Annotated in this window: 19 protein-coding genes; 4 read left to right on the top strand and 15 right to left on the bottom strand. The window is 72.9% G+C overall.

What is annotated here, in order from left to right; genetic code table 11:
- Positions 1–16: 16 nt before the first annotated feature.
- The 6 genes from DJ021_RS04065 to ruvA all read right to left on the bottom strand — a co-directional run bounded on the left by DJ021_RS04065 (position 17) and on the right by ruvA (position 4,278).
- A complete protein-coding gene (locus DJ021_RS04065; protein WP_279386483.1) occupies positions 17–838 on the bottom strand; it encodes an energy transducer TonB in 822 nt (273 codons plus the stop codon).
- Positions 835–1,350, bottom strand: a complete 516-nt coding sequence (locus DJ021_RS04060; protein WP_111456329.1) for an ExbD/TolR family protein — start codon at positions 1,348–1,350, stop codon at positions 835–837. Before DJ021_RS04060 ends, DJ021_RS04065 begins: the two co-directional genes overlap by 4 nt.
- A 3-nt stretch (positions 1,351–1,353) precedes the next feature.
- Positions 1,354–2,058 (bottom strand): protein TolQ, encoded by a 705-nt coding sequence (gene tolQ / locus DJ021_RS04055; protein ID WP_111456328.1) that lies wholly within the window; start codon positions 2,056–2,058, stop codon positions 1,354–1,356.
- Between the two features lie 140 nt (positions 2,059–2,198).
- Positions 2,199–2,642, bottom strand: coding sequence for a tol-pal system-associated acyl-CoA thioesterase (gene ybgC, locus DJ021_RS04050; RefSeq protein WP_111456327.1), 444 nt, complete (start codon positions 2,640–2,642; stop codon positions 2,199–2,201).
- Complete coding sequence (ruvB, locus tag DJ021_RS04045) at positions 2,639–3,670, bottom strand: Holliday junction branch migration DNA helicase RuvB (protein ID WP_111456326.1); 1,032 nt, start codon at positions 3,668–3,670, stop codon at positions 2,639–2,641. Before ruvB ends, ybgC begins: the two co-directional genes overlap by 4 nt.
- Positions 3,667–4,278 (bottom strand): Holliday junction branch migration protein RuvA, encoded by a 612-nt coding sequence (gene ruvA, locus DJ021_RS04040; protein ID WP_111456325.1) that lies wholly within the window; start codon positions 4,276–4,278, stop codon positions 3,667–3,669. The genes ruvB and ruvA overlap by 4 nt, the downstream gene beginning before the upstream one ends.
- Positions 4,279–4,461: 183 nt before the next feature.
- Here ruvA and DJ021_RS04035 point away from each other — a divergent pair, with 183 nt between their 5' ends.
- The gene (locus DJ021_RS04035; protein ID WP_111456324.1) at positions 4,462–4,833 is read left to right on the top strand and encodes a lipoprotein; all 372 of its coding nucleotides are present in this window, start codon (positions 4,462–4,464) and stop codon (positions 4,831–4,833) included.
- 40 nt (positions 4,834–4,873) lie between these two features.
- On the opposite strand, the gene DJ021_RS19260 is transcribed toward DJ021_RS04035, so the two are convergent.
- Positions 4,874–4,999: a hypothetical protein gene (locus DJ021_RS19260; RefSeq protein WP_279386482.1), complete on the bottom strand. Its 126-nt coding sequence runs from the start codon at positions 4,997–4,999 to the stop codon at positions 4,874–4,876.
- Between the two features lie 107 nt (positions 5,000–5,106).
- Between DJ021_RS19260 and DJ021_RS04030 the strand changes: the two genes are divergently transcribed.
- Positions 5,107–5,424 (top strand): hypothetical protein, encoded by a 318-nt coding sequence (locus DJ021_RS04030; protein WP_133254940.1) that lies wholly within the window; start codon positions 5,107–5,109, stop codon positions 5,422–5,424.
- Positions 5,425–5,436: 12 nt separating this feature from the next.
- Here the strand turns inward: DJ021_RS04030 and ruvC are convergent, their stop codons facing one another.
- Together ruvC and DJ021_RS04020 are read right to left on the bottom strand one after the other, a co-directional pair.
- On the bottom strand, positions 5,437–5,952 hold the full coding sequence (gene ruvC, locus DJ021_RS04025) for a crossover junction endodeoxyribonuclease RuvC (RefSeq protein ID WP_111456322.1): 516 nt from the start codon (positions 5,950–5,952) through the stop codon (positions 5,437–5,439).
- A 64-nt stretch (positions 5,953–6,016) separates the two neighbouring features.
- On the bottom strand, positions 6,017–6,232 hold the full coding sequence (locus DJ021_RS04020) for a hypothetical protein (RefSeq protein ID WP_111456321.1): 216 nt from the start codon (positions 6,230–6,232) through the stop codon (positions 6,017–6,019).
- A 226-nt stretch (positions 6,233–6,458) separates the two neighbouring features.
- Here DJ021_RS04020 and DJ021_RS04015 point away from each other — a divergent pair, with 226 nt between their 5' ends.
- Positions 6,459–7,532: a response regulator gene (locus DJ021_RS04015; RefSeq protein WP_111456320.1), complete on the top strand. Its 1,074-nt coding sequence runs from the start codon at positions 6,459–6,461 to the stop codon at positions 7,530–7,532.
- A 10-nt stretch (positions 7,533–7,542) separates the two neighbouring features.
- Here the strand turns inward: DJ021_RS04015 and DJ021_RS18805 are convergent, their stop codons facing one another.
- From DJ021_RS18805 to DJ021_RS03995, 5 genes are all read right to left on the bottom strand, one after another.
- Complete coding sequence (locus tag DJ021_RS18805) at positions 7,543–7,716, bottom strand: hypothetical protein (protein WP_165837111.1); 174 nt, start codon at positions 7,714–7,716, stop codon at positions 7,543–7,545.
- Positions 7,717–8,040: 324 nt separating this feature from the next.
- Positions 8,041–8,772: a peptidylprolyl isomerase gene (locus DJ021_RS04010; protein WP_111456319.1), complete on the bottom strand. Its 732-nt coding sequence runs from the start codon at positions 8,770–8,772 to the stop codon at positions 8,041–8,043.
- Positions 8,773–8,812: 40 nt separating this feature from the next.
- Positions 8,813–9,853 carry a response regulator gene (locus DJ021_RS18645; RefSeq protein ID WP_165837110.1) on the bottom strand — a complete coding sequence of 347 codons (1,041 nt, stop codon included), beginning with the start codon at positions 9,851–9,853 and terminating at the stop codon, positions 8,813–8,815.
- Positions 9,854–9,967: 114 nt separating this feature from the next.
- A complete protein-coding gene (locus DJ021_RS04000; protein WP_243625902.1) occupies positions 9,968–10,765 on the bottom strand; it encodes a site-2 protease family protein in 798 nt (265 codons plus the stop codon).
- A 13-nt stretch (positions 10,766–10,778) separates the two neighbouring features.
- Complete coding sequence (locus tag DJ021_RS03995; RefSeq protein WP_111456318.1) at positions 10,779–11,405, bottom strand: hypothetical protein; 627 nt, start codon at positions 11,403–11,405, stop codon at positions 10,779–10,781.
- 136 nt (positions 11,406–11,541) lie between these two features.
- On the opposite strand from DJ021_RS03995, the gene DJ021_RS03990 reads away from it, so the two are divergent.
- Positions 11,542–12,420, top strand: coding sequence for a hypothetical protein (locus tag DJ021_RS03990; RefSeq protein WP_133254938.1), 879 nt, complete (start codon positions 11,542–11,544; stop codon positions 12,418–12,420).
- A gap of 20 nt (positions 12,421–12,440) precedes the next feature.
- On the opposite strand, the gene DJ021_RS03985 is transcribed toward DJ021_RS03990, so the two are convergent.
- The gene (locus DJ021_RS03985; RefSeq protein ID WP_111456316.1) at positions 12,441–13,034 is read right to left on the bottom strand and encodes an NADPH-dependent FMN reductase; all 594 of its coding nucleotides are present in this window, start codon (positions 13,032–13,034) and stop codon (positions 12,441–12,443) included.
- Between the last annotated feature and the right edge of the window lie 48 nt (positions 13,035–13,082).

Below are 13,082 nucleotides of genomic sequence, written 5' to 3'. Positions count from 1 at the left end.
CTCCGAGGTTGGGACGTCATGACGAGCAGGCCTCGCGGGCGTTGAAGTTGACGGCGATCTTATCGCCATAGAACTCGCGCGGCAGGTTGCGGAAAGGTGAAGCCGCGTAGACCGCCCGCACCGCCCGGTCCGCCGCCGCCTGGCTGAGCGCGTTCTGCGCGCCGCGGATCTGCGAGGTCACATTGCCGACCACCTGGCCGCCGGCGCCCAGGGTGAAGGCCACCCGCACCTGGATGTCGCGCCCGGCCTCCACGTCGCAGTTGGGGTTCCAGCGGCGCTGCAGCTCGTCGGTCAGGCCGCTGAGCGCGGCGGCGGAGACGCCGGCCCCGATCGCCGGCCGGGCCTGCGGCGCGGTCTCCGGCCGGGGCAGGCCCTTGGCGGCCGACGACGGGCGCGCGCCGGCCGGCTTGGACATCTTCGAGACCGTGGCGGCCAGCGCATCGAGGTCGAGGCCCTTGTCGGCCTTGGTCGGCGGCTGCGGCTTGGCGGCCGGGGTGGCTTCGGCGGGCTTGATCGCCTTGGGCGCAGGAGTCGGTGGCGCAGCCTTGGCCGGGGCCGGCGCCGGCGCGGGCGGCAGGGGTTGCGGCTGCGGAGCCGGCGGCGCGGCCTGGGGCGGGGCGTCGGGGATCGACTGCTCGGCCTGGGCGGTCTGGGTCTCCGGCGCCTCGATGGCCGGGCGGATGTCCGTCGACGGCGCGTTGGCGACGATGGTCACCGGGACCACGGTCCCCACCTTCAGGTCGCGGTTGAAGCGCCAGGAGATCAGCAGCGCGGCGGCGACGCTCGCGTGCAGCAGCACGGAGCCGAGCATCGCAGGCGAGAGCTCCCGGCGGGTCACGGCGTGGCCGTCTCCGGCATCGGCGGGGCGGGGGTCGCGGGCTTGCCCCCGGAGGTCGGGCCGCCGGTGTCGGTGATCAGGTTAATCGAGGTGAAGCCGGAGGTGGAGAGCGCGGCCATCACCTGCGCCACCACGGCGTAGGTGGCGCGGCCGTCGGCGCGGACGAAGATCGGCTTGCTGGTCTGCGACCCCGCCATCTCGCGCAGGCGCGGCGCGAGGCCGGCGAAGATCACCGGGTCCTCGCCCACGAAGATCGCGCCGTCGGCCTTGATCGAGACGCTGAGCGGCTCGGTCTGGTCCTGCATCGAGCCGGCCTCGGTTTTCGGCAGCTCGACGGGCACGCCCACCGTCAGCAGCGGGGCGGAGATCATGAACACGATCAGCAGCACCAGCATCACGTCCACCAGCGGCGTGACGTTGATCTCCGACAGCGTGCCGCGCCGACCGCGGCCGTAGCGGCGGCGGCGGCGGGCGCCGCCGGTGGCGAAGGCGTCGTTGGCCGACAGCGCCATGGCTCAGACCCGCTCGGCCAGCCGCCGCTGGATGGCGGTGGAGAGGTCGTCGGCGAAGCCTTCCAGCCGGCCGGTGTACTTGCCGGCGCGTGTCGAAAGCGCGTTGAAGGCGATGTAGGCCGGGATGGCCGCGATCAGGCCGATGGCGGTGGCGAACAGCGCCTCGGCGATCGAGGGGGCGACGACGGCCAGGTTGGTGTTCTTCTGGATCGCGATGTTCTGGAAGGCGTGCATGATCCCCCAGACCGTGCCGAACAGGCCGATGAACGGCGAGGCCGTGGCGACGATGGCCAGCGCGCCCAGGCCCTCCTCCACCCGCTGGCTCTCGCGGGCGATGATGGTGTCGAGCACGCGGTCGATGCGCTGGATCAGAAAGGCCGCCTGGCTGTCGCTGGCCGCGCCCTTGGTGCGGGCGTCGCGCCACTCGCGAAGCGCGCCCTGCAGCATGCGCGGCAGGGCGTGGCGGGGACGGTCGCCGGCCTGGGCCGCCACGTCTTCCAGGCTGCGGCCGGAGGCCACGGCGTCCTCGAAGGTGTTGGCCTGGCGGTTGAGGGCCGCGAACCGGAAGATCTTGTCGAGGATCACCGTCCAGGACCAGAGCGAGGCCAGGCCCAGGCCCAGCATGACCAGCTTCACCACCCAGTCGGCGCGCATGAAGAGGGTGAGGAAGTTGAACGTGTCGGCCGTGACGGCGGCGGTGGGATCCATGGACGACTAAGGCTCCGGTGAGGCTGGTCGGTGGTTGGCGTGCGGCGGTGGCGAACTTGTGGCAGGCGCACCCTGGGCGAATCGCCAGCGCACGGTGTCTCTTTTTTGCCGCGCTTTGGGCGGCGCCGCCAAATCCGGTGTCAGCCGAACAGCGGGCGCAGCGCCTCGACAAGCTCCGGCGGCGGCTTGCGGGCCCGGCCCCGCAGGTCGATGCAGGCCGCCTCGACCTGGGCTTCGCAGATCAGCTCCGCGCCGCGCACGATCCGCTGGCTGATGAACAGCCGCGGGCCCTTGACGCTGTCGTAGGTGGTCCGCACCAGCAGGGCGTCGTCGATCCGCGCCGCGCGGCGGAAGTCCATCGCCAGCCGCGTCACCGTGAAGGCTGCGGGATCCTCGCGTTCCAGCAGGGCGGCGTGGCTGACGCCGGCGACCCGCAGGAAATCCGAGCGGCCGCGCTCGAAATAGCGCGCGTAGTTGGCGTGGTAGACGACGCCGGTGAAGTCGGTGTCCTCGTAATAGACGCGCACCGGCAGCACGTGCTCGCGGCCGTCCAGCCAGCCGGCGGAGGGGGCGGCGTCGGTCATTCGTCGAACAGGTCGGGCGCGGCCGCGCCCCTGGCCGGCGGCGGCGCGGCCAGGCCCAGGTGGGCGTAGGCCTTGGCGCAGGCGACGCGGCCGCGCGGCGTGCGCTGGATGAAGCCCTGCTGCAGCAGGAACGGCTCGATGACGTCCTCCACCGCGTCGCGGGCCTCGGCGATGGCGTAGGCCAGGGTCTCCACGCCGGCGGGACCGCCGGCATAGTTCTCGATCAGGGCGCGCAGGTAGCGGCGGTCCAGGGCGTCGAGGCCGTGCTCGTCGACGTCGAGGCGGGCGAGCGCCGAGGCCGCGGCCTTGCGGTCGATCAGCTCGCAGCCGTCGGCGGCGGCGAAGTCGCGCACCCGGCGCAGCAGCCGCCCGGCCACCCGCGGCGTGCCGCGCGCGCGCCGCGCGATCTCCGCCCCGCCGTCGGGATGCAGGTTCAGCCCCATCTTGGCCGCCGCGCCCGCCAGCACCCGGCCGAGCTCCTCGTGGGTGTAGAACTCCAGCCGCAGCGGGATGCCGAAGCGGTCGCGCAGCGGCGTCGCCAACAGGCCCGCCCGGGTGGTGGCGGCCACCAGGGTGAAGGGCGCCAGGTCGATGCGGATCGAACGCGCCGAGGGCCCCTCGCCGATCATCAGGTCCAGCACGTGGTCCTCCATCGCCGGATAGAGGATCTCCTCGACGTTGGCCGGCAGGCGGTGGATCTCGTCGATGAACAGGACGTCGCGCGGCTCCAGGTTGGTGAGGATGGCGGCGAGGTCGCCGGCCTTGGCCAGCACCGGCCCGGAGGTGGCGCGGAAGTTCACTCCCAGCTCGCGGGCGACGATCTGCGCCAGGGTGGTCTTGCCCAGCCCCGGCGGGCCGAACAGCAGCACGTGGTCCAGCGCCTCGCCGCGGTTGCGGGCGGCCTCGATGAACACCCGCAGGTTTCCCTTGGCCTGCTCCTGGCCGACGAACTCGGCCAGCGTCTGCGGCCGCAGCGCCTTGTCGTGGGCCTCGAAGGGGACCTCCTCGCCGGAGACCAGGCGGGTCATCGCCCGAGTTCCTGCAGGGCGGCCTTGATCAGCACGGCGGCTTCGGCGTCCTCACCCAGCCGCAGGGCGGCCTGGTCGACGACGCGGCGGGCGGCGGGCTCGGCGACGCCCAGGCCCATCAGGGCGGCCACCGCCTCGCCGGCGCTCGACGGCTTCGGCGGCGCGGCGGGGATGCCGGCGTGGAAGGCGGCGACAGGGCCGTCGGTGAGCGGCTTGTCCTTCAGCTCGGTGACGATCCGCTGGGCGAGCTTCGGGCCCACGCCCTGGGCGCGGGCGACGGCGGCCTTGTCCTCGCGGGCGGCGGCGGCGGCCAGCTCGGCCGGCGGCAGGACGTCCAGCACCGCCAGGGCGGCCTTCGGCCCGACGCCCTGGATGGCGCGCAGCATCAGGAAGGCGCGCCGGTCGTCGCGCGACAGGAAGCCGTAGAGGGTCATGCCGGTCTGCTCGCCCCACTGGGTCTCCACGTGGAGCAGGGCCTCGTCGCCGACCGCGGGCAGGCGGGCCAGGGTGCGGGCGCCGCAGCGGACCACGTAGCCCACGCCGCCGACGTCGAGCAGGGCGTCCTCCTCGGCCACCTCGGCGACGACGCCGCGCAGACGGCCGATCACGCGGCGCTCCGGGCGGGGAAACGGTGGGGGGGCATGGGAATCGCGTTCGGCATCTGTTCCAGCATGCCCTAGACCAGGATGAATCGCTTGATCAATCGTGAAGGTGAGCGGCAAGCGCCCTCGAAACGAGCCCGCCCGAGCCCCATATCGAAACCGGCTGAGGCGGCGCTTGGATAGAGTGAGATGAAGAAAGCCCTTCTGGCCCTTGGCGCGGTTCTGGCGCTCTCGGGCTGCGCCACGGGGGCCGGCTACGGTCTCTACGGAGCCGGCGACCTGGCCTATGGCGACCCCTACGACTATGGCCACTACGGACCGTTCTATGGCGGGTACGGCGGCTATTGGGGCGACGGCCTCTACCTGTCGAGCGGGCGAGGGTACGGGCACTACGGGGGTCGCTACGACGGCCATTCCCAAGCGCATGGCGGCCAGTTCGGACATGGCCCCGGCGGCGGATTCCACGGGAACGGCGGCTTTCACGGCGGCGGCGCCCATGGCGGCTTCCATGGTTTCAGTGGCGGCGGCCACGCTGGCGGCGGCCACGGCGGTCACGGATAAGATCCTTTCGCCCGCGAGGCGAGCGCCGGGGAACATCCGGTCAGCCGTGGGTGTGGGGCGCGGTTGAGTCCCAGGGCGCGGGGCTGAGGCCGTCCGGGCAGTTGTCGAGCACCCCGGCGCAACCGGCGAGCAGGAGCAGGGCGGCGGCGAGGGCCAAGGCGCGCATAGGCGATGCTGGGGCCTCGGCCAGGGCGGAAATGAGGCGGCCCGGCCCCGCCTGCAACTGCGGGCGGCCGCGCTCGTTTTGTTCCGTGAGGGACAGGCAGGTGCGCGATGAAACCTATCGTTCTGGCTCTCATATCGGCGTTGGCGCTTTCAGCCTGCGCCACCGACGGCTATGGCCCCTATGGTTATGGCGGCTACGGCGGCTATCGCGGGTATGGCGGCTATAACGCCTACTACGGCGGCGGCTACCGCCCCTTCTACGACGGCGACTGGGGGCGGCGTGGAACCTATTACTACGCCCCGGGCCGCCATCGGTATTTCCGCGACGACGGCCGCCATTTCCGGCGCGGCCCGGACGGCGGTTACCACCACGGGCGCCGGCATGGGGACCGGGATGGCGACGGGGACGGCTTCCACCGCCACTGAGCCGCCGTTGCGTTAGGCGGCGCCCCGCAGAGCGCGGGCGCCGCGGGCGTGGGCGTGGGCGATCGCCACCGCCAGCGCGTCGGCCGCGTCGGCGGTGGTCTTGCCGGCGGTCGGCAGCAGGCGGGCGATCATCCAGCCGACCTGGGCCTTGTCGGCCCCGCCGGTTCCGACCACGGCCTTCTTGACCACGGTGGCGGCGTATTCGGCCACCGGCAGGCCGGCGCGGGCGGGCGCCACCAGGGCCATGGCGCGGGCGTGGCCGAGCTTCAGCGCCGAGGCCGCGTTGTTGTTCATGAAGGTCTCTTCCACCGCCGCCTCATCCGGGGCGTGCAGGGCGATGACCTCGGTGATCGCCTCGAACAGCACCAGCAGCCGCTCGGCGAACGGCAGGGTCGTGTCCGGCGCGATCATCCCGTGCGCCACATGGACCAGCCGCGCGCCGGACACCGCCACCACGCCCCAGCCGGTGCGGCGCAGGCCCGGATCGAGGCCCAGGATGCGGACGGGTCGAATCGCTGCGTTCGTCATCTGTTCCCCAAACATGCCCCATGGACGCGGGAAATGCTTGAGGAAAGGTGGATGGCCGCGCGGGCTAGCGGCCCATATCGGTCGGTCCCGACCCGGACAGCCGCGCCAGCCGGGCGGCGCCGGCCGGGGTGATGTCCCAGCCTTCATGGCTGCGCTGCGCCAGGCCCAGTTCGGTCAGCCGGCGCGCGTCGGCGATGTTGATGAACGGCACCGGGTCGCCGGCCTTCTTGTGGGCCAGGTTCTGCAGGGCTTCGAGTTCGCCGGGGGTGAGATCGTCCATGCGACGAGGCTACACCATGTCCGGCAGGCGGGCGGGCGAAAAAGCCGCTCCCACGCCCGGTCGGCGACAGTGACTCAACCTGCGGCGCCGGAGGGGCCGCGGCCGCGGCGGCGGGCGAGGCTCGGGTCCGCCGCGAAATCAACTCCCGCGTGCACTCTCCCTTAATCGTGAATGGGATAATGGCGTTCTGCGCATTCTCCGCGCCGAACCGACGTCGAGCAAGACCATGGCCAAGATCGAAGCGACGCCCCGCCTTCTGGTGGTCGACGACCACCCGGACAACCGGACCATCCTGAGGCGGCGGTTCACGCGCCTGGGCTATGAGGTCATGGAGGCCGGCGACGGCGCCAAGGCGCTGGCGCTGATCGCCGCCTTCCCCTTCGACCTGGTGATGCTGGACATCATGATGCCGGGCATCGACGGGTTGGAGGTGCTGCGCCGGGTGCGCGAAACCCGCAGCCAGGCCGAGCTTCCGATCATCATGGTCACCGGCAAGTCGGCGTCCGAGGACGTCGTCGAGGCGCTCAACCTCGGCGCCAACGACTACATCACCAAGCCGGTGGACATCGAGGTCGCCTATGCGCGGGCCGAGATGCAGCTGCGCCGCAAGCGCGAGGACGACGGCAAGAGCGCCGCCTTCCGCGACCTCGAACAGACGCTGACCAAGCTGCAGGAGGCGGTGACGCAGGCGGAGAACACCTCGGCGCTGCTGGCCGACCTGGGCGCCGACGTCCGCGCGCCGATGGCCGGCGTGCTGGGCGCCGCCACCGTGCTGACCCGCATCTGCGACACGCCCGACCTGAAGAAGGTGGTGGCGGTGATCGAGGCGGCGGCGGCGTCCCTCGACGGGCTGATGTCGGACGCCCTGGAGACCGGCGACCGGCGCGGCGCCCCGGCGAAGAGCAAGATCCGGGTGCTGTCGGCCGACGACGACGCGGTCAGCCGCCACGCCATGCGCGAGATGCTGCACGCCGCGGAGGTGGAGGTCGAACTGGTCGACGCGCCCGGCGGCCTGGAGGCTGCGGCCCTGGCGGCCGGCGGGATCTTCGATCTCGTGCTGATGAACGTGGAGATGGCCGACGGCCTGGCCGGGTTGCGCGAAGTGCGCCGCACCGAGCGCGAGCGGGGCAAGCGACGGACGCCGATCCTGGCGGTGTCGCTGGAGGGCTCCAAGGCGGCCAAGGCGCTCGCCGCCGGCGCCGACCTGCACATGGCGCGGCCGATCACCGCGGCGGGGCTGCTGACGGCGGTCGCCGCGGCGCTGAGCCGGGAATCCGAAGACCTCAGCGCCGTCGCGTAAGGCCCGCGCCTCAGGGCGCGGGCGGCAGGTGCAGGATCGGGCGGGGGTCGCGCGGGCGGATGCGCGCCTGCGCCAGGCGCTCGGCGGCGGAGCGCGCCGTCGGGACGGCGGAAGCGCGACGGGTTTCGCGCGGCACGGGCTCGCCGCTACGGCGGCCAAGGTGCGTCGGGGGATAGGCTCTCATTCGGTCCTTCGCGGCTCGGGCGCGCCGGCTCGGCCATGGCCGCGGCGCGCATCGTCAAGACATTCAACGTCTTCCGGTTCCCGATCGGCGGCCAACCTGGGCCACTACCGAACAATGGCGCGTCAATTGCTAAAAACGGCGGGCGTCGGCCGTGGCACGATGGCGGACCAAGAAACGACGCCGGGGGGCACCTGCCGCGACGGGCGGCAAGGCGTAGTCGGAGGAACCGATGTGGCCCCTCTCGTTCCGAGGAGTCGTGCTGCTGGTCGCGTTCGCGCTCTGCCTGGCGTTCTGGCTCGCCGTGGCCTGGTGGACCGGATTGTCCTAGGCCCGCCGCACTGAGGTGATCGGCACCGGGACCTTGAGCATCTCGCCCTTCATCGCGCCCTCGCCCTTGTTGGGGTCGACCGCGCGGCCGAGGATCTTCTGCACCACGTCCATGCCCTCGACGACGTGGCCGAAGGCGGCGAAGCCCGGGTTCTTCTTCGGGTCCTTCGGATCGGCGTCGAGATAGGACTGGTCGCCGACGCAGATGAACCAGTCGGCCTGGGCCGTTCCGGGCGCGTGGCGGCCCATGGAGATGGTCCCGTCCTTGTGCGCCAGGCCGGTCTTCGCCGTGCTCTCGTGGGCGATCGGCGGCAGCACCTTCTTGGGGTCGTTCTGCAGCCCGCCCTGCACCACGCCGTAGTCGTTGGCCGCCTGACCGGGAGGCTTCGAGGCGCGGTAGAAGGTGGCGCCGTCATAGAGCTTGCGGTCGACGTATTTCAGGAAGTTGGCGGACGTGATCGGCGCCTTCTCGGTGAACAGGTCGAGCACGATCGGGCCGAGCGGCGTGGCCAGCCGGACGCGGGTGGTGCGGCCGAAATCGGCCGCGGCCGGCTCGGCGGGCGCCGCCGGTGCGGCGGGAACGGCCGGCGTGGCCGGCGCGGGCGGGGCGGCGGGCGTAGCCGGGGCTGGCCCAGGCGCAGGCGCAGGCCCAGGCGTCTGGGCGAACGCGGGCGAGGCGCCGAAGGCGGCGGCGAGGGCGAGGAGCTGACGCTTGGTGATCTCGGACATGGGGCCAGCTTAGCGAAGGGCCGGCCACCCCGACAACGGCTTAGGCGACCTGGGACGCCAGCTTCTCGGGGCCCTGGCTGAGGGCGCGGACCACGGCGTTGAGCAGGGCCGCGGCCGTCACCGGCTTGGCCAGGTGCAGGTCGGCGCCGGCCTTGATCGCCAGGGCGGCGCTGTCGGCGTGGGCGCTGACCGCCAGGATCGGGGTGCGGTCGTGGCGCGACCTCAGCTCCTGGGCGCGGATCTCGCCGATCGCGGCGAGGCCGTCCATGCCCGGCATCTGCAGGCCCAGGATGATCAGGTCGAAGCGGCCGGCGGCGGCCGCGGCGGCGGCCTCGGCGCCGTCCGACACCTCCACCAGCTCGATCCCGGCCTCGGCTTCGGCCAGCATCAGCCGGACCACCTGGCGGTCGTGGGCGGCGCCGTCGGCCGACAGGATGCGGACCCGCCCGGCGGTCGGCTCGGGCCTGGACGCGGTGGCCGTCGGCGCCGGTCGGGTGGTGGACAGCCGATGCAGGGTGGCGACGGCGGCGTCGATCAGCTCGACGGTGTCGTGCAGGGTCGGGCTTTCGCAGATGCGGGTGACGACGCTCGCCACGTCCAGGGCCCGGTCGAGGTTGGGCCGGGCGTCGTCGGCGTCGCCCTCGGCCTCGACGACCCGGCCGCGCAGCGCGCTGAGCGCGATCTCCAGCTCCCCGTGGGCGGCGCGGGACAGGTCTTCGGCGCGCTTGCGGGCCAGCTGCGCCTCGACGCGGGCGTGGGCGACCTTCAGGTCCACCGGCTTGGTGACATAGTCGTTGGCGCCCAGCAGCAGGGCGTCGACCACGTCCTCGCTGCTGGCCTTGGCGGAGACCATGATGATCGGCAGCTCGGCCTGGGAGCGGGTCTCGCGCACGCGCTTGAGAACCTCCAGCCCGTCGATCTTCGGCATCATGATGTCGAGCAGGACGATGTCGTATTCGTATTGGGCGATCAGTTCGAGCGCCTCGGCGCCGTCTTCGGCCTCCGTGACCTCGTAGCCCAGGCGCATGAAGCGCCGGGCCAGGATGGCGCGGTTGTCCGGCACATCGTCGACGACGAGCAAACGGGGCGGATTCGCGTGGGCCATGGCGCTGCCGGGCTGCTTGAGGGTGCTTAGGTTCGCCTCGTTCCTAACCCGGCCTTGTTTAATTTGCGGTTCACGCTGGCCGCCAGCGCGTCAGCGCCAGAAGTGGAACGCCTGCCAGCCGGCCTGCAGCGCCTCGGGGATCAGGCCCATCGCCACGCCCAGGCTGGCGGCCGCGCCGAACAGCAGGGCGCCGGCGCCGGGCACGAGGAAGAGCAGCAGGAACAGCGCGCCCATCGCCAGGCCCTCCGCCTTGGCCAGGTGCGGCGTCAAGGCCGGCGGCAGGAACGGCCGCAGCGCGCCGAAACCGTCGAGGCCGGGGATCGGCAGCAGGTTGAGGATCAGCGCCATGGCCTGCAGGAAGGCCAGCACCGTCAGGGCCGGGAACAGCGCCCCTTGCGCCCCCGCGTTGGCCCAGACGCGCAGGGCGGTGGTCAGCGCCAACAGGATGACCAGCGTCGCGCCGGGTCCGGCCAGCGCCGCGGCCGAGCGCCAGAGCCGGCTGCGCATCAGGTCCGGCCGCAGGTAGACCGCCCCGCCGGGGAAGCCGATGCCGCCGATGGCCAGGAAGATCAGCGGCATCACCAGGCTGACCCCGACGTCGCCGTAGCGGCGCGGATCGAAGGACAGGTAGCCCTTCTCCACCACTGTGTGATCGCCGCCCAGCCAGGCCACGGCCGCATGGCTGAACTCGTGGGCCATCACCGCGAGGATCCAGCCGACCATGACGAAGGCGAAGGTCAGCACGCCCTGGGCCGCGGGCGGTCCGTAGACGAGGCCGGCGCCCAGACCGATCCACAGGACCAGGATCGCGCCGCCCACCCAGTTCACGGGCCTGGGGCGGGCGGCGGCGGGTTGGGCGGGCTCGGCGGTGTCGGCGATCTGGCTCACCGGGAGCCCACTATCACATCGGCGGCTTGGCGCCGTTCTCTCCGATCGAGACGGAGCCCGCGGTCAGGGCTCCGGCCGGGCCTTTCTGCACCACCATGAACACCGGCACGCCGGGCTTGACCTGGCTGCGCTGGCCGCCGGTGATCTGCACCACCGGCACGCTGGCCGGCACCACGATGTGGCGGGTCCCATAGGAGTAGGCGACATCGAGCTCGCGGCTGCCGCGCTTGCCGGCCATCACCTTGCCGACCGTGCCGTTGGTCATCATCGAGCCGGGCTTGAGGTCCCAGCCGTAGTGGCCCTCGCCCATCTTCACGCCGGGCGGGAAGACGTGGACCTCCAGGCTGCGGCCCGTGCCATTCTTGGCCGGCATCTCGGCGGTGCCGATGAAGCTGCCCGGCTGGATGGCGTCGATGGCCACCGGCTTCATCACCGCGACGGTCCAGGTGGGGGCGAGCGTGACCACCTGGGCTGGGCCGCCGCGCTCGGGCTTCACGGTCAGGGTGGTGTCGGTCAGGGCGGCGACGGAGCCGCGCACCACCGTAGGCCCGGCCGGCGCCTGGGCGGCGGCGGGGAGCGCGGCGGCGAGGGCGAGCGCCAGCAGGCCGGGGGCGGCGAGGCGAGGATTGGGACGGGTCATGGCGCGGAGGCCTCATGGGCTTGGGATGCTGGACAGTGGGCGCAGCTCGGGGTGTGGTCAACGGACGCACCCCGCGCCATAGAACCGGCCAAGTCCCGCGCGAGGCTTGATAATCCCGGAACGCTCAGGATCCGCCGTGCCGCCACCGACCGACGACAATCCCTACGAACGCCCGAGCCCCTGGCCGAAAATGCCCCAGGCGCCGTTCCGTGTCGGGCCGCTGCCGAAGGCGCCCGCGCCCGCGCCCGCGCGCCCTGCGCCGCCGAGCTTCCAGCCGGCCCCCCAACCGGCCCCGAGCACGGCCCCGCGTGGCGTGCTGACCGGCTCGGCCCTGCCACCCCAGCCGGCGCCGAACGCTGCGCCGCCCCGCGGGGTGCTGACCGGCTCGGCGCTGCCGCCGGCGCGCGCGCGGACCGCGCCGCCGGTCTCGCCGTCCGAAGCTCCGGCGCCCCAGTCTGTCCTGCCCCAGTCTGTCCAGCCTCAGTCTGCGCCGGTCGTCGCCGAGGCTCCGCGGGTCGCGGACGAGCCGCCGCTGGTGCTCAGTCCGGCGCCGGCGCGGACCAGCGGCCGCAAGCGGGCGAGCCCGGGTCGCCTGCCGCTGATCGCCGCCGGGGTGGTCGGGGTCGCCGGTTTGGCGGTGCTGGCCCTGGTGCTGTCGAGCCGCGGCGGAGCGCCCGCGCCGGTCCCTGTTCCCGCGACTCCGGCCGCGGCCCCGGCCGTGGCGACGCCGCCGCCCGCCGCAACGCCGGCGCCCACGCCGCCGGCCGTCGAGGCGGCCGCGCCGGCGCGGGTGGCTCAGGCCCGGCCGAGGGTGGCCCGAAGCCGCGCCGCGGCGTCCGCCGCGCCGGCCCTCGAGACTCCCGCGCCGGAGGCTGCGCCGCCGCCGGTGGTGGCCGCCAACCCGACGCCGGTGGAGGTCCCGCCGGTGGTCGACGTCGCGCCGCCGCCGCCGCCTGCGCCGCGACCGCCGGCCGACCCGAACGCGCCGATCACGACGCGCCCGAACCCGGGATAGGCCTCAATCCGCGGACGGCCTCAGGCGGCCTGGCGCTGCGGTTCTTCGCGGGCGGTCTTCAGCGCCCGCACCCACCAGGACAGCTCGTCGAGCATGGCGGTGGCGGTGGGGACCAGGTGCGGCAGGTCGGCGAGGGTCTTGCCCTCCAGGTAGACGGCCATGAAGTCGGCGCCGCCGATGTGCACGCCGGAACGGGTGGGGGCGAGCTGCAGCTCGACGCTGATCAGCCGCAGCTGCTCGACGGCGCGGGCGCCGCCGACGCCGCCGTAGCCCACGTAGCCGGCGGCCTTCCGGTTGAACTGCGGATAGGCGTAGTCGAGCGCGTTCTTCAGCACCGCCGGCGGGGCGCGGTTGTACTCGGCGGTCACGAAGATGAAGCCGTCGAGGCTGTCCACCTTGGCCCCCCAGCGCCGAGCGTCCTCATTGGTCGGCGGGACGTAGAAGGGCGAGCCGACCTCGTCGAAGAACGGCATGGGATAGTCGCGCAGATCGACGATCTCCACGTCGAAGTCGCCGCGGGCCTTGGCCAGGTCGTAGATCCATCGCGCGGCCTTGTCGCCGAAGCGGCCTTCGCGGGTGGTCGAGATCACGATCCCGATCTTCGGGTTACTCATGTTGGGCCTTTCAGGGGCTGGTATACAATGGTGACCAGCGCCATATCG

The organism is Phenylobacterium hankyongense (assembly GCF_003254505.1).
Classification (GTDB): domain Bacteria; phylum Pseudomonadota; class Alphaproteobacteria; order Caulobacterales; family Caulobacteraceae; genus Phenylobacterium; species Phenylobacterium hankyongense.
Note: the sequence above shows the minus strand (reverse complement) of the source record. Positions and strands in the feature narration are given on the sequence as shown.